Annotated in this window: 20 protein-coding genes; 3 read left to right on the top strand and 17 right to left on the bottom strand. The window is 62.4% G+C overall.

The features are described 5' to 3' along the window. Window position 1 precedes the first annotated feature (1 nt). The 9 genes from ACR0BA_RS04715 to ACR0BA_RS04675 all read right to left on the bottom strand — a co-directional run bounded on the left by ACR0BA_RS04715 (window position 2) and on the right by ACR0BA_RS04675 (window position 10,146). Window positions 2-1,180 (bottom strand): efflux RND transporter periplasmic adaptor subunit, encoded by a 1,179-nt coding sequence (locus ACR0BA_RS04715; RefSeq protein ID WP_170339557.1) that lies wholly within the window; start codon window positions 1,178-1,180, stop codon window positions 2-4. 239 nt (window positions 1,181-1,419) lie between these two features. Then, a complete protein-coding gene (metG, locus tag ACR0BA_RS04710; RefSeq protein WP_170366967.1) occupies window positions 1,420-3,138 on the bottom strand; it encodes a methionine--tRNA ligase in 1,719 nt (572 codons plus the stop codon). 69 nt (window positions 3,139-3,207) lie between these two features. Then, a complete protein-coding gene (locus ACR0BA_RS04705; protein WP_480726681.1) occupies window positions 3,208-4,431 on the bottom strand; it encodes an MFS transporter in 1,224 nt (407 codons plus the stop codon). Window positions 4,432-4,505: 74 nt separating this feature from the next. Beyond that, a complete protein-coding gene (locus tag ACR0BA_RS04700; protein ID WP_480726680.1) occupies window positions 4,506-5,102 on the bottom strand; it encodes a YceI family protein in 597 nt (198 codons plus the stop codon). After that, entirely contained in the window at window positions 5,099-6,313 is a 1,215-nt protein-coding gene (locus tag ACR0BA_RS04695) for an MFS transporter (RefSeq protein WP_480726679.1), read from the bottom strand. Before ACR0BA_RS04695 ends, ACR0BA_RS04700 begins: the two co-directional genes overlap by 4 nt. Before the next feature lie 66 nt (window positions 6,314-6,379). Beyond that, the gene (locus ACR0BA_RS04690; RefSeq protein WP_480726677.1) at window positions 6,380-7,000 is read right to left on the bottom strand and encodes an ImuA family protein; all 621 of its coding nucleotides are present in this window, start codon (window positions 6,998-7,000) and stop codon (window positions 6,380-6,382) included. Window positions 7,001-7,051: 51 nt separating this feature from the next. Continuing rightward, complete coding sequence (locus tag ACR0BA_RS04685; RefSeq protein ID WP_170338984.1) at window positions 7,052-7,633, bottom strand: retropepsin-like aspartic protease family protein; 582 nt, start codon at window positions 7,631-7,633, stop codon at window positions 7,052-7,054. Between the two features lie 42 nt (window positions 7,634-7,675). Continuing rightward, on the bottom strand, window positions 7,676-8,296 hold the full coding sequence (locus ACR0BA_RS04680) for a MarC family protein (protein WP_093961850.1): 621 nt from the start codon (window positions 8,294-8,296) through the stop codon (window positions 7,676-7,678). After that, window positions 8,293-10,146: an ABC-F family ATP-binding cassette domain-containing protein gene (locus ACR0BA_RS04675; RefSeq protein ID WP_170598025.1), complete on the bottom strand. Its 1,854-nt coding sequence runs from the start codon at window positions 10,144-10,146 to the stop codon at window positions 8,293-8,295. The genes ACR0BA_RS04680 and ACR0BA_RS04675 overlap by 4 nt, the downstream gene beginning before the upstream one ends. Before the next feature lie 106 nt (window positions 10,147-10,252). Between ACR0BA_RS04675 and ACR0BA_RS04670 the strand changes: the two genes are divergently transcribed. Next, window positions 10,253-11,455 carry a multidrug effflux MFS transporter gene (locus tag ACR0BA_RS04670; protein ID WP_170528338.1) on the top strand — a complete coding sequence of 401 codons (1,203 nt, stop codon included), beginning with the start codon at window positions 10,253-10,255 and terminating at the stop codon, window positions 11,453-11,455. Window positions 11,456-11,574: 119 nt separating this feature from the next. Next, on the top strand, window positions 11,575-11,997 hold the full coding sequence (gene ndk / locus ACR0BA_RS04665; protein WP_027237357.1) for a nucleoside-diphosphate kinase: 423 nt from the start codon (window positions 11,575-11,577) through the stop codon (window positions 11,995-11,997). 60 nt (window positions 11,998-12,057) lie between these two features. Here the strand turns inward: ndk and ACR0BA_RS04660 are convergent, their stop codons facing one another. Beyond that, window positions 12,058-12,405 carry a TfoX/Sxy family protein gene (locus tag ACR0BA_RS04660; protein WP_480726674.1) on the bottom strand — a complete coding sequence of 116 codons (348 nt, stop codon included), beginning with the start codon at window positions 12,403-12,405 and terminating at the stop codon, window positions 12,058-12,060. Window positions 12,406-12,547: 142 nt separating this feature from the next. Between ACR0BA_RS04660 and ACR0BA_RS04655 the strand changes: the two genes are divergently transcribed. Beyond that, on the top strand, window positions 12,548-13,726 hold the full coding sequence (locus tag ACR0BA_RS04655) for a cytochrome P450 (RefSeq protein ID WP_480727460.1): 1,179 nt from the start codon (window positions 12,548-12,550) through the stop codon (window positions 13,724-13,726). A 25-nt stretch (window positions 13,727-13,751) separates the two neighbouring features. Here the strand turns inward: ACR0BA_RS04655 and ACR0BA_RS04650 are convergent, their stop codons facing one another. The 7 genes from ACR0BA_RS04650 to ACR0BA_RS04620 form a co-directional block, all read right to left on the bottom strand. Further along, the gene (locus ACR0BA_RS04650) at window positions 13,752-15,077 is read right to left on the bottom strand and encodes a sensor histidine kinase (protein WP_367647656.1); all 1,326 of its coding nucleotides are present in this window, start codon (window positions 15,075-15,077) and stop codon (window positions 13,752-13,754) included. 37 nt (window positions 15,078-15,114) lie between these two features. Continuing rightward, window positions 15,115-15,795, bottom strand: coding sequence for a response regulator transcription factor (locus tag ACR0BA_RS04645; protein ID WP_093961855.1), 681 nt, complete (start codon window positions 15,793-15,795; stop codon window positions 15,115-15,117). 165 nt (window positions 15,796-15,960) lie between these two features. Then, complete coding sequence (locus ACR0BA_RS04640; protein ID WP_480726673.1) at window positions 15,961-17,397, bottom strand: DegQ family serine endoprotease; 1,437 nt, start codon at window positions 17,395-17,397, stop codon at window positions 15,961-15,963. 744 nt (window positions 17,398-18,141) lie between these two features. Next, on the bottom strand, window positions 18,142-18,747 hold the full coding sequence (locus ACR0BA_RS04635) for a nucleotidyltransferase family protein (RefSeq protein WP_480726671.1): 606 nt from the start codon (window positions 18,745-18,747) through the stop codon (window positions 18,142-18,144). Window positions 18,748-18,779: 32 nt separating this feature from the next. Beyond that, window positions 18,780-21,197, bottom strand: coding sequence for a GcvT family protein (locus tag ACR0BA_RS04630; protein ID WP_480726669.1), 2,418 nt, complete (start codon window positions 21,195-21,197; stop codon window positions 18,780-18,782). A 94-nt stretch (window positions 21,198-21,291) separates the two neighbouring features. Then, window positions 21,292-22,599, bottom strand: coding sequence for an HlyC/CorC family transporter (locus ACR0BA_RS04625; protein WP_480726667.1), 1,308 nt, complete (start codon window positions 22,597-22,599; stop codon window positions 21,292-21,294). A 69-nt stretch (window positions 22,600-22,668) separates the two neighbouring features. Then, window positions 22,669-23,619, bottom strand: a complete 951-nt coding sequence (locus ACR0BA_RS04620; RefSeq protein ID WP_480726666.1) for a site-specific tyrosine recombinase XerD — start codon at window positions 23,617-23,619, stop codon at window positions 22,669-22,671. Window positions 23,620-23,621: the final 2 nt, after the last annotated feature.

The raw sequence follows: 23,621 nt of genomic DNA, 5'->3' as shown, positions 1-23,621 counted from the left end.
GTTATTCTCCCGGCTGTTCAGAGGCGACAACGGCGTCAACGGCAACACCCGGGCGCACCCTTTGCAGCCCTTCCACGATGACGCTTTCGCCCTCGCGCAGACCTTCCTTGACGATCACGGCAGAACCGACCGTGTCGCCGGTCGTGATGTAGCGCTGTTCGACCATCTGCTTGTCGTTGACGACCAGCACAAACTCTCCGCGTTGATCTCGCTGCAGGGCAGCTTGAGGGATCAGCACTTCAAGCGTGGGTTCAAGCGCTTCGATGTGAACGTTCAGAAAGGCGCCATCCACGATCAGACGTTTGTCGTTTGCAAACTCGGCGCGCAGGGTGATCGCGCCGGTCAACGGGTCGATCCGGTTGTCCACGAACACGATCTTGCCGGTTTCTTCCAGCTCGGTACCATTGGGCAGCGTAAGCCGGACAACCGGGCTCTTGTTGCTCTCAGCAAGGGTGGAGGCGGTCTCACCGACGGTCTGAAGAACGGAGGTGAACTGCTTTTCATTCAACGAGAAATTCACGTAGATCGGCGCTTCGCTGATCAGGTTGACCAGCGGTTCCGTGTTGGGGCCGACCACGTCGCCGACGCTGGTGCTGATCCGACCGATCCGGCCGGAAAACGGCGCGTGGATCTGCGTGTAGTCCAGATCAAGCTGCGCCTGTTGAATGGCTGCGTTGGCCGCTTTGACTTCGGCTTCGGCGACCAACTCGTTCGCGCGGGCAATGTCGCGCTCGGATTCCGGCGTTGCGTCGCGCCTGTACAGTTCTTCCTTGCGGGCCAGGTCGACCTTGGCCAGTTCCAGATTGGCTTCGGCCCGATCAAGATCCGCTTTTCGGGCGTCCAGCGTGGCCTGGTACAGGTCGGGCTCAATGGTAAACAGCAGATCACCCTCGTTGACCAACGAGCCTTCTTCGACATTCCGGCTTTCCAGGAAACCGCTGACCCGTGCGATGATGTCCACGTTGTCCGTGGCTTCGGCCCGCCCGATGAAAACAGCCTCCTCGGTGATTTCCTGTGTGTATGCGGCCGCAATCGAAACCTTGGGCGGCGGTGCATCCGACTGATCCTGGGCAAATGCGACCGGTGTAAACGCAAGGCATGCCAGCAGTGTCGCGCAAAGGCCGAGACGCGAGAGCGTTCGATTGCTGGTCGTGTGGGTAAGCGTCTTTTCAACGGTCATTGCGAGTGCCTCATTCAAACCGGGATTTGGGTCGAGCCGGACCGTTCCTGAAGCCCGAGTCGACTAAACTCCAAGTCAGGATGGAGGCATTGTTGAAAATTCTCAAGTATTTGAATTTTAAACGCTCGAACCCTGTCCGGGGATGTCTCGGCCGTCGAACCAATTTCGTCCGACGATTTCATCGGATCGGTCGGGTCAGTTGGCTGAAAAAAAGGGGGCCGCCGGCCCCCTTGCTGTACTCAGCTCCGCACTCCGGCAAAGCGTGTTTGCCAATCTTCGCGCTGTTCGTCGGTGATCTTGGCGAACAGAACGTCCGGCACCGTGAACGCGTGTCCGGCGGGCAGGGCGCTCAGCGCGGCCTCCACGTCCTCGGGCCAGCTGGTATCGAGCGTGTTCATCGCGCTCAGCATTCTGGCCGAAGTTTCAGGGATGAACGGCGCGCTGAGTACTGCATAAAGCCGGATCAGGTTCAGGCCCAGCCGCACCTGCGCGGCGGCCTGTTCCGGGTCTTCTTTGAAGGTGGACCAAGGCGCAGCGGCCTGCAGGTATTCGTTGCCCGCAACCCAGATCGCACGCAGTTCCTGCGCCGATTTGCGGACCTCCATCGCCTCCATGTGCGCCTCGTAGGCGCGAATGCGCTTGGTCAGTTCCTCGATCAGCGCCTGTTCGCGTTCACCGTATTCGCCACCGGACGGAACCTCTTCACCGAATTTCGAGCGGCAGAACTTGGTGATCCGGCTGACGAAATTGCCCAACACGTCCGCCAGGTCCTTGTTGACCGATTGCTGGAAGTTCTCCCAGGTGAATTCGCTGTCGCTGCTTTCGGGCGCATGGCTCAGCAGCCACCAGCGCCAGTAGTCGGCGGGCAGGATGTCCAGCGCCTGGTCCATGAAGACGCCGCGGCCCTGGCTGGTCGAGAACTGTCCGCCGTCATAGTTCAGATAGTTGAACGACTTCAGGTGATCGACCAGCTTCCACGGCTCACCCGAGCCGAGGATGGTGGCCGGGAAGGACAGGGTGTGGAACGGCACGTTGTCCTTGCCCATGAACTGCACATAACGCACGTCGTCGGCGCCCTTGTCGGTGCGCCACCAGCGTTCCCATTCCGCATCCGGCTTGCCGTGGGCGTCGGCCCATTCCTTGGCGCAGGCGATGTATTCGACCGGCGCGTCGAACCAGACGTAGAAGACCTTGCCCTCCATGCCGGGCCAGTCCTCGTCGCCCTTCTTGACCGGGATGCCCCAGTCCAGGTCACGGGTGATGCCGCGGTCCTGCAGGCCGTCGCCGTCATGCAGCCATTTCTTGGCGATCGAGGTGGTCAGCACCGGCCAGTCAGTCTTGCTGTCGATCCAGGCGTCCAGCTGATCCTTCATCGCCGACTGGCGCAGATACAGGTGCTTGGTCTCGCGCACCTCAAGGTCGGTCGAGCCGGAAATCGCGCTGCGCGGGTCGATCAGGTCGGTCGGATCCAGCTGCTTGGTGCAGTTTTCGCACTGGTCGCCGCGCGCCTTTTCGTAGCCGCAGTTGGGGCAGGTGCCTTCGATGTAGCGGTCGGGTAGGAAACGGCCGTCGGCGTTGGAATAGACCTGCTTTTCGGTCACTTCGCGGATCAGCCCGGCCTCGGCCAGCTTGCCGGCGAAATGCTGGGTCAGCTTGTGGTTCTGCGGGCTGGACGACCGGCCGAAGTGATCGAAGCTGAGGCCAAAGCGTTTGGCGATGTCGGCCTGCACCTCGTGCATCTCGGCGCAGTATTCGGCCACCGGCTTGCCCGCCTTGGCGGCGGCCAGTTCGGCCGGGGTGCCGTGTTCGTCGGTGGCACACAAGAACATGACCTCGTTTCCGCGGCCGCGCTGGTAGCGCGCGAACAGATCCGCCGGCAGCTGCGAGCCGATCAGGTTGCCAAGGTGCTTGATCCCGTTGATGTAGGGAATTGCCGAGGTAATGAGAATCCGAGCCATGTTTGGTTTCCGCCTAACTGTCTGCGCGCGCTCTATCAAACCGGATCGGGAAATCCCAGCCCCAGAATGCTATCGCCCTTCGCGCGAGCGTTTCAGCAGGCGGCCGATGGTGAAGGACGTGCGCGGCGCGTAGACGTAGTTGGTGCGTTCCTCGGGCGTCGGGCGCGAGCGCATCCGGGCCAGTCCAAAGATGATCAGGACCGCGTGGCCCAATGCCACGAAGGCAAACAGCGCGCCGGGGCCGAATTGCTCGATCAGCGTGGAGGACACGAAGGGCGAGGCGATGGCCCCCAGCGCGTACCAGAACATCAGCGCGGCCGACAGTTCCACCCGTTGTTCGGTGGTGGCAAAGTCGTTGGCATGGGCGGACGAGATCGAAAAAATCGGGAAGGTGGTGATGCCGAACAGCCCGGCGGCCAGCATGACGCCCACGGTACCGGTCCCGCTGGCGGCCATGGTCACGCCGCAGCTGGCGACGGCGGCGACGGACATCCAGATCAGCACCCAGCGCCGGTCGTATTTGTCGGCCAGCCAGCCCACCGGGTATTGCGCCAGCGCGCCGCCCAGGACGAAGGCCGCCAGGAAGAAGGCGATCTGGTCGACGCCCAGCCCGACCCCTTGCCCATAGACCGGCCCGACCATGCGGAACGACGCCGAACTGAGCGCCGAGACGATCACCCCGGCCACCGCCAGAGGCGAGCACTGCCAGGCCAGGTTCGGACGCAGGCGCGGGGCCTCGGGCGTTTTCGGCTGGCTGGCGCGGGTCAGGGTCAGCGGCAGCAGCGACGCACAGCACAGGATGGCCAACAGGTTGTACGAGACATACGAGGCCGGCGGCAGCACCGCGATGATCAGCTGCGCGCTGAGCGATGCGCCCATGTCAACGATCCGATAGGTGCCCATCGCGCGGCCGCGGGTTTCGTTGGTCACCTTGTCGTTCAGCCACGCCTCGATGACGGTATAGCACCCGGCGACGCACAGGCCCGAGGCGACCCGCATGGCCGCCCAGGCATAGGGGTTTTCGGTCAGCGTGTGGCCGATCAGCCCCATCGCGCCCAGTGCGGTGCAGGCCGCGAAGGCGCGCGAATGACCAACGCTGCCCATCAGGCGCGGTGCCCACCAGCAGCCCACGAAGAACCCCAGGAAATGGGCCGAGCCCAACAGGCCGATCTGTTCGGTCGAGAACTCGAGCGTCAGGCCGGAAATGGCATCCAGCGGGCCGACGCCACCGGTGGAAAGCTGCAAAAGAACGACCGACAGGAAAAGGGCGGCAAATGAAATGATCGTGCGCATGATGTCCCTGTTTGAGCCTATCTGTCCGCGATGCGCGCGCCTATTCGACGCGCCGATGTCGTTTTCCGCCCGCCTCAGGTTTTTCTTTCGATTTCCGCGCGAATATCCAGCCCGACCATCGGTCCGACCAGATCGGCATGGCCCGAAGCCTCGAAGTCGTGCCGGTTCAGCGCCCCCGTCAGGTGAATCGACAGACGGTCGAGTTCGTCCGGTGCCGTGCCGGGCGGACGATACAGCGCGGCCTGCAGGGAGATCGGGCGGGTGACGTCACGAACGGTCAGATCTCCGGTGATGGTGGCGCCGTCAGAGATGCGTCCACCCCGGCCCAGGCGGATGCGGGTCGAGCGGAACTGGATCGTCGGAAAACGGGCAGCGTCCAGTACCTCGGGGCTCAGCATCGGTTCGCGCGCGAAGGGCAGGCGGGTTTCGGCCCGCGTCACGTCCAGAACGACCGTGGCGCGGCTGTTCTGCAGGCGGCGCGTGTCTACCCATACGTCCGCCGTCCGGATCGGCATGGTGCCGGTCTGCGGCGTGCCCGACAGCTGGAACGTGAAGGCGATCAAGGTTTTCGAGCGGGCAAGCGCGTAGGGAACGGGTGCGGCGAGGGTCGGGGTCGTGACCATCAACGCCGCGAGGGCGGCCACCAAGTCTCGGCGGCGCAACCGGGTCATGCCACGGCCTGCTGCCGGCGCGGGCGGGACCGGTGCAGCAACGTCAGGATGATGGCGATGTTCAGCCCGTTCCACAGGATGCCGTTCACGAAGGCCAGTGTGTACTGCCCGGTCACGTCATAGATCCAGCCCGACATCCAGCCGCCCAGCGCCATGCCCAGGATGGTCATCATCATCACGAACCCGACGCGCGCGCCGGCCTCTTGCGGGGGCATGTATTCGCGCACCACCAGCGCATAGCTGGGCACGATGCCGCCCTGCGCCAGTCCGAACAACAGGCTGATGACATAGAGCGACACCATCCCGTCATAAGGCAGGAACAGGAACAGGGCGATGCATTGCAGGATCGACCCGATCAGCAACGTGTGAACGCCGCCCAACTTGTCTGCGACCAGCCCCGAGATGATCCGGCTGACGACACCGCCCATCAGCATGAGCGACAGCATCTCGGCCCCGACCGCCGGGCCATAACCCAGCCCCACGCAGTACGAGACGATGTGGACCTGCGGCATCGACATGGCGACGCAGCAGCCGATTCCGGCGAGGCCCAGCACATATTGCAGGGTCCGCGGCGACAGGCCGACGCTGCGCGCGTTGATCTGCGCGGCGGCTGCGGCGGTGCCATGCGCCTCGGCCGGGACCTGCCGGCGCAGCAGCAGCGACAGCGGGATAACCACGATCAGGGTGATGACCGCCAATGTCAGATAGACCTGCTGCCACCCGTCGCGGGCAAGGATACCGGACAGGAGCGTGGGCCAGATCGCGCCGGACAGGTAGTTTCCGCTGGCCACCAGCGCCACGGCGATCCCGCGTCGGCGCAGGAACCAGTGTGATATGTCGGCGATCAGCGGGCCGAACCCGACGGCGGTGCCCAGGCCCAGCAGCAGATGCGCCACCGACAGCATCGTGATCGTCGGCGCCCATGTCGCCAGCAGATAGCTGAGCGCGCTGAGGCCTGCGGCACCGATCAGCGCCTTGGTCACGCCCAGCCGGTCCACCACCTGACCCAGCCACATGTTGCCAAGCGCAAATCCGATCATGGCCAGCGTATAGGGCATCGAGGCCTCGGCCCGGCTGGCGCCGAACTGGGTCTCGATCGCGGGCATCACCACGATCACCGCCCACATGCCCACATTGGCCACCGCCGCGATGGCCAGCGTGACCAGAAGGCGAAGCCAGGAATAGCGGCTGTCGTGGATCGGGTGGGTCATTTCGGCACGCTAGGGGGCGGGATGCGGTTTGACCAGTCACAACTTGCGTGATCCGGGGCCGTTCGGTCAGGCGCAGGTTTCCTCGGCGCCGATCCGTTGTAGGTGCAGCCCGGCGCGCGGCGCGGTCTGGGTGGCGTGCCAGCTGACCAGGGGCAGGGCGCGGGCGCGGCGGCGGGTCAGGGTCCAGCGGCGGGTCTGGCCCGTGTGCGCCGGGGCCATGTGCCAGCGCGTCTCGATCCCCTGCGCGCCGCCGTCGCCCGGGGTCAGCAGCAGCCCCAGCGGGGCCTGACCCATCGTGCCCCCCTGTTCGGCGGCCAGATGCATCCGGCGCACCGGCGTCAGGCCCGGTGCCCCCGGCAGATCGCCGACCACCAGCGGCACCGCCCCGCTGCGCAGCGCCTCTTCGATGCACCACAGCAGGTCCTCGGCCCGGGTGGGGCGGACGAACAGGAACCGGGCGGGATCGGCAAAAGGCATCATGCCGTCGGGGTTCAGCTGATCGGCCTCCCACGCGGGCGAGATCCACAGAACCGGCCCCTGCGCCTGACCGGCCAGCCACATGGCAAAGCTGCGCCGCGCGGGGCCGCAGGCCTCGTGCACGCGGGCCAGTTGCAGTGAAATCTCATCATGCAGGGTCAGCCCCGGCGCCGCGCGCGCCAGTTTGCGGCCAAGAAGATGCGTAGACATGGCCGAAAGTTAGCATGTTCCTATTTTGTCCTCAATCCCGAAAGCCGCCATTCAGCGCGACAGGATCATCCGGCCGTCAGAAAACTGGATGTTGGAAAAACGGTGCAGGTAATCCATGCCCAGCAGGGACTGGTCCAGATCTCCTCCGTTGATCCATGCCGCAACATTTCGGTCCGTGATGGGCCCCAACGCCAGGCTGTCGAGGCGCACAGGCGCAGTCTGGACCACCCCATTTGCGGTCGAGGCACGCCCGTGAAAGGTCAGCTGACCGGTATCGAATCCGACGCGCTCCGCGTCCTGCGGGCTCAGCACGATCTGGCTGGCCCCGGTATCCACCAGGAATGTCACCGGTTTGCCATTCACCAGCATCGGCAAGTAGTAGTGCCCGTCGAACGAGCGGGGTACTTCGATCACATCTCCGGTCACGGACATCTGCGGAGATACGCCAACGGTCGAGCGGATGTCGCCCCAAAGGCCGACAACGGCAATGATCCCGATGAAGATGAAGACCCAGGCCATGGCCATCTGCAGGGTCTTCCCCAACGACTGCCGATTGTGAGTGAAGAACCACATCAGCAGTGCGGCTCCCAGCAGAACCAGATAGGCCAACCGTCCAAAATCGTTACCATCCATGCGGGCACCCGAAACCTTCTTTCATAAGGTCAATATGGGGTTTCAGGACGCGAACCCAAAGGCCTTGAGCCCGTCAAGAATGAACTGAACCGACAGCGCGGCCAGCAACATGCCCAGAAGGCGGGTCAGCACGGTCAGGCCGGTCTTGCCCAGAATGCGCGCGATCAGGCCGCTGGACAAGAAGAACAGCAATACAACCGCCATCACGGCAAGCATCACGCCGACAGCGGCAGCGATGCCCTGAATGCCGGGGTGCTCACCGGCCAGCAGGATGATCGTTGCGATCGATCCGGGCCCGGCCACCAGCGGAATGGCCAGTGGAAAGACCGAGGGGTCAGGGTGCTCTTCTTCTTCCGCTCGGTCCTCGCGCCGCTTGTTGCGCCGCTCGAACAGCATGTCGAGCGCGGTCAGAAACAGCAATGCGCCGCCAGCGACCTTGAAAGCCTCCATCGAGATGCCGACAAAGCCGAGAACCGCCTCTCCGAAAGCGGCGAAGGCGATAAGGATGCCCGAAGCGGTCAGGCACGTGCGGTAGGCGACGCGGCGACGGGTGGCCGGGTCCATTCCTTGTGTCAGCGCGACGAAGATCGGTGCGGTGCCAAAGGGATCGATCACAACGAACAGGGTTGTGAACGCGGTTATGAAGAATGCCATTTCGATCATGCGGCGGCCTCTGCGCTTTCCAGCCGCTCGGCGGCGGCGACCCACAGCGCCTCGGCGCGGGACATGGCCTCGACCACCTCGGCGAATTTTCGGTTCCAGGTTTCCAGATCAGCGATCCGGTCATCTTCGTACAAGGCCGGGTCGGACAATTTGGCCGAGAGCTTTTCGTGCATGTCCGTCAATTTCTCCAGCCGTTCCTCGCATTTCCGCAGGTCGGCCCGTAGCGCGAGAATGGTATCGCGAGAGGCGCGTTTGGGTTTGGCGGCCGGTTTTTCCCGGGCCGGTGGTTTGTCGCGCGCCAGCAGCATCTGGCGATAGGCTTCCAGGTCGCCGTCAAAGGGTTTGACCGTGCCGTCCGAGACCAACCACAGCCGATCGGCCACCAGCCCCAGCAGGTGCATGTCGTGGCTGACCAGAACCACAGCACCGGAATAGGCAGTCAGCGCCTCGACCAGGGCCTCGCGGCTTTCGATGTCCAGATGATTGGTCGGCTCGTCGAGGATCAGCATGTGCGGCGCGTCGATCGTCGCGATCAGCAGCGACAGGCGCGCTTTCTGGCCGCCTGAAAGCCGGCCCACCTCGGTTTCGGCCTGATCCGCGCCCAACCCGAAACCGGCCAGACGCGCGCGCAGCTGGGCCGGGGTCTCGGTCGGGCGCAGGCGCCGCAGGTGATCCAGCGGTGTTTCGTCCACATGCAGCTCGTCCACCTGATGCTGGGCGAAATACCCGATGCGCAGCTTGCTGCTGCGGGTCATCTTGCCCGCCATCAGCGGCAGCCGGTCCGACAGCAGCTTGGACAGGGTCGATTTGCCCTGACCATTCTTCCCCAACAGCGCGATCCGGTCGTCCTGATCAATGCGCAGGTTCAGCCGGCGCAGCACCTCGGTGTCGCCATAGCCGGTGACGCCGCCCTCAATCTGAATGATCGGCGGCGACAGTTCCTCGGGCTCGGGGAACGAGAAGGCGCGCAAGGCGGCCTCCTGCGGGGTCGAGATCAACTGGATCCGTTCGATCATCTTCAGCCGCGATTGTGCCTGAACGGCCTTGGACGCCTTGTAGCGGAACCGGTCAACGAAGCTTTGCAGATGGGCGATGCGGGCCTTGGCCTTGGCGTTTTCGGCCTCGGCCTGAGCCAGACGTTCGGCGCGGCGTTCGGCGAACTTGTCGTAGGGCACCGCGTAATAGGTCAGCTGGCGGTCTTCCAGATGCAGGATCGAGCCGACCGCCCGGTTCAGCAGGCCCCGGTCGTGGCTGATGACGATGACCGTATGCGGATATTTCGCCAGATAGCTTTCCAGCCACAGCGCGCCTTCAAGGTCCAGATAGTTGGTCGGTTCGTCCAGAAGCAGCAGGTCGGGCTGCGAGAAAAGAACCGCCGCCAGAGCGACCCGCATCCGCCAGCCGCCCGAGAAATCGGAACAGGGCCGCTGCTGATCTGCATCGTCAAAGCCCAACCCCTTGAGGATCGTGGCCGCGCGGGCCTCGGCCGACCAGGCATCGATATCGGCCAGCCGGGTCTGAATCTCGGCAATCCGGTCGGGGTCGGCGGCCTCCTGCGCTTCGGCCATCAGGGCGCTGCGCTCGGTGTCGGCGGCCAGGACCGTGTCGATCAGCGACACGTTGGACGAGGGCACCTCTTGTGACACACCGCCGATCCGCGCGCGGCGGGGCAGGGTGATGCTGCCCGATTCCAACGCCAACTCGCCCCGGATCAGGCGGAACAGAGTGGTCTTGCCGGTACCGTTGCGGCCGACCAGACCCACCTTGTGGCCTTCGGGAATGGTGGCGCTGGCGCCCTCGAACAGAGGGCGGCCTTCGACCGAATAGGTGATGTTCTCGATCCGTAGCATGGGCCGCTCTTAGCAGAGCGATACTGGCACCGCCAGACGCAAGCCATGTGCAAACCACATGTGCTGTGCTAGCGCTTTTGCAGATGAACGAAATTCGGATGTTGAGATGCGGGCGGCACAAACTCCACCCTCTTTGGTGACCCTTGTTCTGGCGACGGGGCTGTCCGTGCTGTCGCTGAACATGTTCCTGCCGTCGCTTGCGAACATGGCGGTCGATTTTCGGGCGGATTATGCGCTGGTGAACCTGTCGATCGCGGCCTATCTGGCCGTATCCGCCGTGCTGCAACTGATCCTGGGCCCGATGTCCGACCGGTTCGGGCGCAGGCCGGTTCTTTTGACCTGCATGGCGGTCTTTGTAACGGCGTCACTTGGCTGTGTTCTGGCGGAGTCGATCTGGACCTTTCTGGGGTTCCGTCTGATGCAGGCCGCCGTGGTCGGGGGCTCGGTGCTGTCTGCCGCGTCGATCCGCGACCAGTTTCCGCCCAACGAGGCCGCAAGCAAGCTGGGATATGTCGCCATGGCAATGGCTTTGGCGCCGATGCTGGGCCCGATGCTGGGTGGCACTTTGGACATGCTGTTCGGGTGGCGGGCCGGGTTCGTCTTTTACACGGTTGCAGGGGCGGCGCTGCTGACGCTGCTCTGGGCGGATATGGGCGAGACCAACCACAACCGGTCCGCCACTTTTGCCGCGCAGATGCGCGAATACCCGCACCTGTTCCGTGCCCGGCGGTTCTGGGGCTACGCGTTGTGCGCGGCATTCTCGATCGGGGGGTTCTACAGTTTCATCACCGGAGCGCCCCTGGTGGCCGCCGCCTGGTTCGATCTGAGCCCCGCCACACTGGGCCTGGGGATCGGCATCATCACCGGCGGTTTCATGGTCGGCAATTTCGTAACGGGTCGGATCGCCGCGCGTACTCGGCTGACGACGATGATTCTGGCCGGGCGCATCATCGCCTCGGTCGGGCCGTTCTGCGGGCTGTTGCTGTTTTTAGGGGGGATGGGGTCGGTCTGGGTGTTTTTTGGATCAGCGATCTTTGTTGGTTTTGGAAACGGTTTGACGAACGCCAACGCGTCTGCGGGCGTCATGTCGGTTCGACCGCAACTGGCCGGCAGCGCAGCGGGCCTGTCGGGCGCTCTGATCGTCGCGCTCGGTGCGGTCATCACTTCGATCACCGGAGCTGCGGTCAGCCCCGAAAACGGCCCGTATCTGGTGCTGTCGATGATGGCAGGCAGCAGCTTTCTGGGCCTTTTGGCCGTTCTGTATGTCCGTTGGGTGGATGCACGGGACCCGCTTCCCGACGCAATCTGACGCCCAAAGGCGCGATCGCGCCATCATTCCACTTTTCACGGGCGAAATACCGTGTTAGGCGGCGCGCGATGAATTTCGCGCGGCCCAGCCCGCGCCGTCAGACCAAGGAGAGGCCCGATATGGCACTGGAACGCACTTTTTCGATCATCAAGCCCGATGCAACCCGCCGCAACCTGACCGGCAAGATCAACGCCAAGTTCGAGGAAGCCGGCCTGCGCATCGTCGCGCAGAAGCGCATCCACATGACCAAGGAACAAGCCGGCAAGTTCTACGAAGTTCATGCCGAGCGTCCGTTCTATGACGAACTGTGCGAGTTCATGTCGTCCGCACCGGTTGTCGTTCAGGTTCTGGAAGGCGAAAATGCCATTGCCAAGAACCGCGAAGTCATGGGTGCAACCAACCCCGCCGATGCGGCACCGGGCACCATCCGCGCCGAGTTCGCCGAGTCCGTCGGTGAGAACTCCGTTCACGGCTCGGACGCGCCGGAAACCGCAGCGGTTGAGATCGCATATTTCTTCTCGGGCATCGAACTGGTCGGCTAAGCCGTACCACGATACCTGTCGAGATTGCCGCGTCCGATTTCGGGCGCGGTTTTTTGTTGGTCAGACGGATTTCAGATCGTCAGGGCCGACACGTACACCGATGGCATCCAGATCCGCGACGATCCGGGACGCCGGAGCCCGGTTCGTTGACGATTTCAAAGCATCGAACCTTGCGCGCAGGGCTTTCTTTTCTTCGCCCTTGCAATCGTTCCAGGGGCGGCCTTGCAAGCCCATGACCAACACGTAATAGCCGATGAAATGGGGCCGGGTTCCGGCCTGTATCAGCCGGGCATAAGCCGCATCGGCACCAAGCTCGCGCAACTCTTCGGCCGAGTGGATGCCCGCACGAGCACAGGCCTGTTCGAAAGCAGGTCCAAGGTTGCGGATGGAAGACACAGGCTCGGGCATGTTTCTTTCTTAGCTTTGCCGGGGCGTGCTGTCACTGCCCGCCGGAACGTTGTGCGACGAATTCCGTTGCGCTAGGCATTGAGCGACGGGTCCATGCAGGAGGGGGAAGGAATTGACAAGCGACATCAGCAATCTGGACCTGATGAACCCGCCTGAGGGCTTCATCGACAATCCCTTCCCGTTTTATGATGCGCTGCTGTCTTCGGCGCCGGTTCTGGCGCAACCCGATGGCTCGGTTCTATTGTCGCGGCATGCTGATCTGGACCGGATCTATCGGGACACGACCCTGTACTCGTCCGACAAAAAGGCCGTGTTCGGACCAAAGTTCGGTCCGGGATCACCATTGTTCGAGCATCACACCACCTCGCTTGTGTTCTCGGATCCGCCATTGCACACGCGAGTTCGCAAAATCATGACTTCGGCCCTGACCCCGCGCGCCATCGCCCGGATGGAGCCCGGTTTGATCCAGACCGTCGATCTCTTGCTAGATCGCCTGGAAGACAAGCGGCAAGTGGATCTGATCGAAGACTATGCCGCCACCATCCCGATCCAGATCATCGGAAACCTTCTGGACGTACCGGTGGACGAGCGCGAACCGCTGCGCGACTGGTCACTCGCCATTCTTGGGGCGCTCGAACCGGCACTGAGCGCCAAGCAACTCGAGGACGGCCATGCGGCCGTTCGGGACTTCAAGGAGTATCTGGCAGATCTGGTGACCCGGCGCAGGGCCGCGCCCGGCGACCCCGAAACCGACGTCCTGACGCGGTTGATCCGCGGTGAAGGGGCCGACGAAAAGTTGAGTGAACTCGAACTGCTTCAGAATTGCATCTTTATTCTGAATGCGGGTCATGAAACCACGACGAACCTGATCGGAAACGGGTTGGCCCTGCTGCATGACCACCCGGAGCAGCGTCAGCGGCTTATGGATGATCCAAGCCTGATCAATTCGGCGGTCGAAGAGGTTTTGCGGTTCCGTTCACCCAACCAGTTCGGCAACCGGGAAACGACGGCTGACGTCGTGATTGACGGGCGTTCGATTGCCAAGGGCACCAACCTTCATCTGTGTATCGGCGCTGCAAACAGGGATCCGGCCGTGTTCCCAGACCCGGGCCGGTTCGACATTTCGCGCAAACCGAACCGTCACCTTGCCTTTGCCGGCGGGCCGCATGTCTGCGCAGGCCTTACACTTGCGCGCCTTGAAGGACGGGTTGCCCTGTCGCGGTTCGTGACACGGTTCCCAGATTTCCAACTGTTCGATGAACGTGTCAGAGGTGGGCGTATGCGGTTCCGCGGATATGCTTCCTTGCCCGCGTCCCTTTGATCGACAAAAGGGGTGGGGCGTTAACCTAGGGTTTTTGCGCCAGCTTCAGAACTGCCTTCAGCCCGGGATCCGCATTCTGGGCACTGAAGCCCCCGCCATGCATGCGGGTGATGGCCGCCACCAGAGCCAGTCCGAGGCCTGAGTTTCGGTCCGACCGCGCGGGATCGAGCGTTACGAAGGGCAGTTGAAGCTGCGACAGCATCTCGGCAGGCACACCCGGGCCGCGGTCGCGGACACTCAGCAGGGCAAACGGGCCGTCTTCGCGCAGTTCGATGGAAATTGCAGTTCCTTCAGGGGCATAGCGCATGGCGTTTTCCAGAAGGTTCGACAGGGCCTGCGACAGCAAAGGGCGGTGCCCCATGATCGGAGCCGCCCGACCCGTGACCTCGAGGCGCACATCCTTGTCGGCCGCGACCGGTTCGTACAACTCCACGGCATCGTTGACCAAGCGCTCAAGATCCACAGGTTCAAACTGCTCCCGCCCCAGCCCGGCCTCGGCGCGTGAGATCTCTGTCAGCTGCCCGAGAACTCGCAACACGTGATCGATTTCGGCCGTTGCCCGGGCGATGTCGACCTCACGATCCAAGTCGCTTTTGCCCGGCTCGGCCAAGGCGACCACCCGCTGCTTCAACCGGGATAGAGGTGACCGCAGATCATGCGCGATCGAATTCGACGTGGTGCGCAAGTTGCTGACCAACTCTTCGATCCGATCCAGCATGTTGTTCAATGTGCCTGCCATCTGGTCGAACTCGTCGCCGGTACCACGCTGTGGCATTCGTTGGGATAGGTCGCCGGACACGATGGTTTCTGCGGTGTCGGCGATATCCTTCAGCCGCGAAAACACCAGACGGGTCAAAAGCCAACCGGTCAGAATGCTCAGCGCAAGGGCCGCGCCTAGGGCCAGCGCCACCGAATGAAACAGCACCCGGTCGAACTGTTGACGGGCGAGGGCGTCGCGGCCAACCAACAGCCTTTCGCCGCCGGGCAGCAGGATCGATGCGGCGGAGATCGGGACCAGCTGATCCGTCTCGGTTCTGCGCAGTTCCAGATCCACCCACCCACTGCCAGCGGCGATGCCTTCGGGCCATCGCTTGAGGTTGCCGGCCAAGGTTTTTCCCGAGCGGTCAGCCAACAGATAAAGTGCATCACGCTCGGACGCGGTCGGAAGCCGGCGTTCGATGGCCACCATCAGGCCGACCAGCCCGAGGCGTTCGTACTCATCCGCCAGCCCGGTCAGTTCGGCGGACACGACAGATCGGGTTTCGCCTTCGATCGTGCGGTTGGCGGTGATATAGACCAGCAACAATACGGCCGCGGTCAGCAATGTGCTGAGCACCATGCTCGCCAGCACCAGCCGCGTCCTGGAGTCCTTGAACGACAAGGGCGACTTAACCATCAGAAACCATGTAACCGGCCCCGCGCACGGTTTCGATCAGCGGTGGTTCACCACCTTCGTCCAATTGCCGACGCAGTTTGGAGATATGAACGTCGACGACGTTTGTGTTCGGGTCGAAATGATAGTCCCAGACACCTTCGAGAAGCATCGTCCTCGACACCACCCGGTTTTTCCGGCGAAGGAAGAATTCCAGAATCTGGAACTCTCTGGGCGTCAGGGTGATCTCGCGACCGTTGCGCGTGACCTTTCGGGTCAGCAGATCCATTTCAAGGTCGCGGCATTTGAGGGTTGGGGTTTCCTCGGATTCCTGAGGTCGGCGCAACAGGGCTTCGATCCGGGCATGAAGTTCCTGAAATGAGAAGGGCTTGACCAGATAGTCGTCGGCACCCGCATGCAGTCCTTTCACCCGCTCGTCCACGGCGCTCATGGCTGTCAGCATCAGAACCGGTGTCTTGACCCCAGCGGCGCGCATTGACTTGATCAGGGCCAGACCGTCCAGCCCGGGCAGCATCCTGTCCAGAACGACCGCGTCAAATCCGCCGTCGGTCGCGTGGTACAAACCTTCGCGGCCGTCTTCGGCGCATTCGACGACATAACCTTCTTCGCCAAATCCCTTGGCGATGAAGTCCCGCGTGTCTTCATCATCCTCAACGATCAACAGACGTCTGCTCATGGTCGGATTTCCTTTCACTCAGGATATAATCACGTATGGACAGGTAAAAAAACTGCCGGGTGCGAAATCCGCACCCGGCAATCCCGACAGCACGTGGACAAATCGTGTCCGTCAGGAGATGCGCGCACCGGATATCCCCATCATGCGGTGCGCGCGGGACGCAGGTCAGGCGATCTCGACGGCGACGAAGATCTGATTGCCACCGCGGTTGATCAGCATCAGCGCCGGATCGGTCTTCTGGTCTTCGAGCGCGGATTTGAGCGCCTCGGGTGTTTCCACATCCTGGTTGCCCAGCTTCACGATCACGTCGCCCTGCCGCAGACCGGCCTTAGCCGCCGGGCTGTCCGGCTTGAGCGAAGTGACGACCACGCCGTGCACGTTCTCGGGAACTCCGATCTGCGCACGAGTCGCTTCGGACAGCGGTGCTACGGTGACACCCAGCGTCTTGCCCGCCACCGCGTCATCGGTCGGTTCCGCGTTTGCCGCCATCTGTGCCGAATGCTGCCCGATCGTGACGTTCAGGGTCTCTTCCTTGCCATTGCGCAGGACGGTGACCTTGCTGTCGGTTCCGACGGCCGTGGTGCCAACAAGCACCGGCAGTTCACTGCTTGAGTCGACCTGTTCGCCGTTGAAGGCGATGATCACGTCGCCCTGTTGCAGCACGCCTTGAGCGGGGCTGTCCGGCAGAACCTCGGAAACCAGTGCGCCGACAGTGCCATCGACACCCATTGCTGCGGCCAGCTCGGGGCTGATGTTCTGGATCGACACACCCAGCCAACCGCGGCTGACCTGGCCATCGTCACGCAGGTCCGCAGCGATGTGCTCGACGATGTTCGAAGTCACGGCAAAACCCAGTCCGACCGAACCGCCACTGGGCGAATAGATGGCCGAGTTCACTCCAACGACTTCGCCGTCCATGTTGAACAGGGGGCCGCCCGAGTTGCCTTTGTTGATGGCTGCATCGGTCTGAATGAATTCAGCATAGGGGCCTTCCGAGATATTGCGTCCCTTGGCGGACACGATGCCGGTCGTGACGGTCGAACTCAAGCCGAACGGGTTGCCGATGGCGACCACGTCTTCGCCCACGCGGATGTCGTCGCTATCCCCCAGCGGGACCGGCTGCAGCGCCTCATCCGCGTCGATCTTGAGCAGCGCGATATCGGTCAGGGGATCGGTCCCCACGACTTCAGCCTCGTACGAGCGATCATCGTTCAGGCGCACGGTAATCTTGCTGGCTTTGTCGACGACGTGGTGGTTTGTGATGATATAGCCATCTTCATCCAGTACGAACCCGGACCCGAGGCCCTGACTGGGACCACGGCGCGGGGAGTCAAAGCCTTCGGGAATCCCGAAACGTTTGAAGAACTCATCAAAAGGCTGGCCTTCGAAATCAAACTCCTGGCCGCTCGCCGGCGACGGGGCCGCGTCGATCGAGGCAATGACGGTTACTACCGACGGTGAAACGGTTTCGACCAGATCCGCCAGGGCTTCGTCGGCCTGCGACGGAATGGCGGTCGCGGCCAGCAATGCCGCGCTCAGCGCAGTGGCGCCAAACAGCCCTGAGGTGCGAGGAAGAATAAGGGGGGATTTGCGGATGCTCATGTTGACTAGGTCTCCTTGGTTCGGCGCTTGTTGATGTGCGCTTTGCAGGGAACATGAGCCGTCAGTCTTTGCGTTTTCTGACTGATCAATTAATAAATCTTAATTTTGCCACATTGCAGGCGTCTGGTAGCGCTCGCAATCCCGGGAATCGGCCGGGGGAGTTGTCGGTCGAATCGGTGGATTGTTGCCGAAATGAGGGTCAAATTCGCAAAAGCATTGAATTGAATCAAATTTGTTAACAGTCCAGCGGCGGTTTTTTACTGAATTTTTAGGGACACTCACAGGTTGCGCCACCGCCCTTTCAGAAGGTGGTATTTGTCTAATAGGTCTTTGCAAAAATGTCATTTTGATCGTTTAGCGTTAAAAAATTCTTGTCGTCGGTCAGCAATGGTAAAGCGCACGAACAACCTTGGGTAGATTTCCATGACGCGCGTTGTTGCGGAAATACCATCACGAATCCGGCAAAATTAACCGATTCAACCAATTTTACGTTGTTTGCACTGAACTTATCGGTGACGATGAACGTGCCCAAGTGAAAGGGGGGCCTGACAGCATCAAGGGGGTGCTTGAAGGCAGATCTCAGTCACCGGAAGCGCTGAGCGGCATGTTAACGAGGGGGTCTTGTTTCGGTTCGGCAGCACATTGGTCTGATGTTTTGACGACATCCGGGCCGCGTTTTCGGGATTGGTGAAAGTGGTAGTCCTGTTTTGGGCAACCGGCCCGGTCGTTCTCGACCGGGCCGCGTTACTTTTGGGATCTTTGCTTTTTACGCCATTCGGCCCACGCTTGGGGCGTATCCAGATCCAGAATAGCGTTCTGACCCGGCAAAGGCTGTCGGTGCACCTGGTCCAGATGCGCGCGTACGATGGCCTGTGCGCCGCCATCTCCGCTCAAATGCGCCAGATCAGCAAAGAGACTGCGGTCGAAGATCACAGGATGGCCTGGTACGCCGTCCGAGGACGCTCCGCGCCAGATCAGCTTGTCAGGATTTTCGGTGACCGACCGGAGGACCGCGCGCAGATCGTCTGATGTCAGCTCTGGCAGATCGGCCAGCAGGATCATCGCTGCCCGGGCTGATACCGGCAGCTGCGCGACCGCCCTGCGCAAACTGGCATTCATGCCTTCATCCGCATCGGGAACAGAAACGATCTCCAAGTTCATCCCACTCAGGGCGGTGTATCGCGGGTGAGGTGCCGGCGGCAGGGCGACGATGACCGGCCCGACAGCTCGCGCGGTTTCAGCCGAGCGTCGGATCAGTGGTTGACCGTCGACAATTTGCATCAGTTTGTCCACTCCGCCCATACGGCGAGAGCTACCGGCGGCCAGCAAGATGATGGGGATATCCTCCATGCCGGCCACCTTGCCGCCAACCGGAACGGCTGTCACCCCCGCATACGCGCACCGTCGGGGTCAAATAGTGGACTGGTCAGTACGCGCGCCTTGCGCATCTGGCCCAGGATTTCAATTTCGACCGCCAAGCCGTCGGCCGCCAGTCCCGTTGGCAGGAAGCCCATGGCAACTGATTTCTGTGCGAAATGCGAGTACCCGCCGGATGTACAAAACCCAACCACTGCGCCGTCATACCAGATGGGTTCGTAGGCGTTCACATCTGCGTCCTCGGCTTCGACCTCAAAGGCCACAAGCTTGCGGGCTGTTCCTTCAGCCCGCTCGGCCTCGGCGGCAGCGCGCCCGATGAAATCGACGTTCTTGGAGAACGAGATGAAGCGGTCCAGCCCGGTTTCAGCGGCTGTGTAGTCGGGCGAGAACTCGCGCATCCACGAGCCGAAGAACTTGTCGAGCCGCAGGCTCATCATCGCGCGCATGCCGAAGGGCGTGATGCCGTGCGGTTGACCGGCCTGCCACAGCGTCCACCACAGCTGGCGCTGCGCCATCGGATCGCAGTAGATCTCGAACCCCAGATCGCCGGTATAGCTGACCCGCTGCACGATGCAGTCGGTCATGCCCACGACCATGCGGCGTACGTCCATGAAGCGCATGTCGCTGATATCGGTGCGGGTGCAGGCGGCCAGAACCTCGCGGGCCTTGGGGCCTGCAATCTGGAAACCGTTGCGTTTGTCGCTGATATTCTCGACGGTTACGCCGTCTTGTTGATGCTGCAGGAACCAGCGCATGTGGAAGTTTTGTGCGCCGTAGGAGGCGGTGAGTTGGAATTCCTCCTCGCCCAGGCAGGACACGGTATAGTCACCGATCAGCTTGCCTTTGGGCGACAGCATCGGGGTCAGCGACAGGCGGCCCGGCTTGGGGATGCGACCGGCCATGATCCGATCCAGCCAGTCGCGGGCGCGTGGACCTGTTACAAGGTATTTGCCGAAATTGTGCACTTCGTTGATGCCGGCGCCTTCGCGCACAGCGCGAACCTCGCGGCCCGTTGCCTCGAAGGCGTCCGAGCGGCGGAAGGAAGGGGTTTCATAGCCCGGCTCGCCCTCTTGCGCGAAATAGTTCGGCACTTCCAGCCCGTATTGCTGGCCCCAGACCGCACCCAGATCGCTGAAGATGTCATACATCGGCGTGGTGCGGTTGGGCCGCGCGGCCGGCAGTTCCTCGTTGGGGTAGGCGACGGAGAAACGCTTCTGATAGTTCTCGATCACCTTGGGGCGGGTGTAGCCGGGGGTGATCCAGTCGCCGAAGCGGGCCACGTCCATGGCAAAGACGTCGCGCTCGGGTTCGCCCTCGATCATCCATTGCGCCAGCGTCAGGCCGACGCCGCCGCCCTGGCTGAACCCGGCCATCACGCCGCAGGCCGACCAGTAGTTGCGCACGCCGGGCACAGGCCCGACCAGCGGGTTGCCGTCGGGGGCAAAGGTGAAGGGGCCGTGGATCACCGATTTCACCCCGGCTTCGGCCAGAACCGGGAAGCGGCGATAGGCGAATTCGATCGAGTCGGTGATCTTGTCGAAATCGTCGGGCAGCAGCTCGTGCCCGAACTCCCACGGCGTGCCGTCCACGGCCCAGGGTTTGCAGGGTTGTTCGTAGAAGCCGATGCAGAGACCGCGGCCTTCCTGCCTCAGATAACTTTCGCCGGCCGGGTCCATGACGTGCGGATGCTCGCTGCCCGCGTCGATGATCGCCTCGATTTCGGGGATGGTGTCGGTGACGAGGTACTGGTGCTCCATCGGGTGCAGCGGGAAGTAGATGCCCGCCATCGCGCCAACTTCGCGTGCCCAGAGGCCGCCAGCGTTGACGATATGCTCGGCGTGGATGGTGCCCTTGTCCGTCACAACGTCCCAAGTGCCGTCGGGGCGCTGGTTGGTTTCGCGCACCATGCAGTGGGTCTCGATCGTGGCGCCGCCCATCCGCGCGGCCTTGGCATAGGCGTGGGTCGTGCCCGAAGGGTCGAGGTGCCCGTCCAGAGGATCATAGAGCGCGCCGATGATCCCGTCGGTGTTGGTGATAGGGGCGATCTGCTTGATCTCGTCGGGGCCGACGATCTCGGTCTCCAACCCCATGAAGCGATGCTTGGCGCGTTCGGCCAGCAGCATGTCGAACCGGTCCTGGTTGTCGGCCAGCGTGATGCCGCCCACATGGTGCAGCCCGCAGGACATGCCGGTGATCTCTTCCAGTTCCTTGTACAGCCGGATGGTATAGCCCTGAAGGGCGGCCATGTTGGTGTCGCCGTTCAGCGTGTGGAACCCGCCCGCCGCGTGCCAGGTCGATCCGCTGGTCAGTTCCGACCGCTCCAGCAGCATCACATCCGACCAGCCCAGCTTGGTCAGGTGATACAGCACCGAACACCCGACAACTCCACCGCCGATCACGGCAACCTGACACGTCGATTTCATCCGCACCTCCTTGCGTCTGGCCCGAAGGTGCAGGGGTGCCGCGCCGGTATCTGTCACGAAAACGACCGAGTTTGTCGTTTCCGCCAGCCGTCCGTCAGAGCGGCCGCACCTTCAACCAGGTGATCCGGTTGCCCTCGCGTTCGACGACCTCGAACCGGAATCCGTGGAACGAGAACACCTGACCGACGGTCGGGATCATCTGCGCTTCGTGGATGACCAGCCCGGCAATGGTGTTGGCCTCGTCATCGGGCAGGGACCAGTCCATCGCACGGTTCAGGTCGCGGATCGTCATCGAGCCTTCGACCAGATACTGACCGTCTTCGGTTCGCGTAACCGTCACATCTTCGTCCACGTCGAATTCGTCGGCAATCTCGCCGACGATTTCTTCGAGGATGTCCTCGAGTGTGATCAACCCGCGCAACGAGCCGTATTCGTCTACCACCAGCGCAAAATGGCTGTGCATGCGCAGGAATTCCCGCATTTGGTCGTCCAACGTGGTGGTCTCCGGTACGAAATAGGGGTCATTTGCTACCTTGAGGATGTCAAATGCCTTCAGTCTTTCCGCCCCACCATCGCTACCACCTGCCTTTGCGTACATGGCACGGAACAGATCCTTGGCGTGCACGACGCCCACGATGTTTTCGGGCTGGCCACGGAACACCGGCAGGCGCGTGTGACGGCTTTCGAGGCATTGTTTGAGGATTGATTCAGGGTCTGCGTCCGCGTCGATCATCTCGATATTCGAGCGATGCAGCATGATTTCCTCGACCGTACGGTCGCCGAGATCAAGCGCACCCAGAATGCGGTCGCGGTCCTCTTTTTCCACGACGCCTTCGGAATGGCCCAGTTGCAGGGCACCGGCGATCTCCTCGCGCACGGCAAGGATGTTGCTGTCGGGGTCGATCTGAACCCCGAACAGGCGGAGGACCCCGCGCACCAGCAGGCGTACGGCGGCCACCACCGGCGAAAACACCGTAACGACGACACCGATCACCGGGGCGACCGCCGCGGCGGCCTTTTCGGCATTGGTGATCGCATAGGTCTTGGGAAGCACCTCAGCAAAGACCAGAACAAGCAGGGTCATGACCAAGGTGGCCAGTGCCACGCCGCTTTCTCCGAAAAGTCGGGTGAACAACGCCGTGGCCAGCGAGGCTGCAAGGATGTTGACGAGGTTGTTGCCCAGCAGAACCGAGCCGATCAGACGTTCGTTGTCATCAGTGATCTCCAGCGCCTTTTGCGCGCCGCGCGATCCCTTGTCGGCTTGCGCCCGCAGTTTGCCCCGCGAAGACGCCGTCAGCGCTGTTTCAGACCCCGAGAAGAAGCCGGAGAGAACCAGCAGAAGCAGAATTGAGGCCGTAGTCAGCCAGAAGGCGCCATCGAGAAGAGAAGGGTCAGAGTCCATCGGTCCGTTTCAGGTATTGTTGATGCAATGGTTATGGGGGCGCAGATGCGCGCGATCAAGGGTTTGGCCCTAGTCTCGACCGTCATCCTTGGCAAGCGGGTGATGCTGCAACACCAGCTCCGACAAGCGCTCGTCAAGGACATGCGTATATATTTCGGTCGTCGCGACGTCGGCGTGACCAAGCAGGGTCTGGATCGAACGCAAATCGGCCCCATTGGCCAAAAGATGCGTCGCGAAGGCATGGCGCAGCGTGTGTGGCGTGACTTTGTCGGGAGAAACGCCGCCTTGCACGGCCAGTTCCTTTATCAGTGCAAAGAACCGATGCCGGGTCAGGTGCCCTGATTTTCCGCGCGAAGGAAACAGGAACCGGGACCGCTGGCCTCCGTTGGCGACGGCTGCATCTTCGGCTTCGTCCCGGATGGTCAGCCATGCCGCCAAAGCATCGCGCGCAGGAGGTGACAAGGGCACCATGCGCTCCTTTCCACCTTTGCCGAGAACCAGCAGCATGCGTGGGTCGCCCCGGGCGGATGATACCGGCAGGGAAACAAGTTCGGTCACACGCATCCCGGTCGCATACAGAATTTCCATCAGGCAGGTGTTGCGCAGCTTGTCTGCCGTACTGCGCCCTGTTTGCCTGGCCGCCTCAAGCAGGCGGTCGACTTCTGCCACGTCCAGCGTCTTGGGTAACCTTTTCTGGCGTCCCGGACCTTTGATCTGGATGGCCGGATTGGACGAGCGCCAGCCTTCTTCAAACGCGAAACGGTACAATTGCTTGATGGCAGAGAGGCGGCGGGCGCGGGTCGCGCGCGAAAGGCCTTGTGCGTCACAGTCAATCAGGTAGGCCTCGATCATATCCTGGTCGGCGGCCTCGAACCCGGCATTTCGCCGAATGAGCCATGCGCCAAAGTCCTTTAGATCCCGCCCATAGGCCAGCAAAGTGTTGGTTGCCGCCCCGAGTTCTGCGGCCTGCGCCTCGAGAAACGCGGAAATCCACAAGTCTTGTGTCGCCGGAGCGGACACTG

The organism is Ruegeria sp. CI5, assembly GCF_056536885.1.
This window is presented reverse-complemented; position numbering and strand designations above follow the sequence as displayed.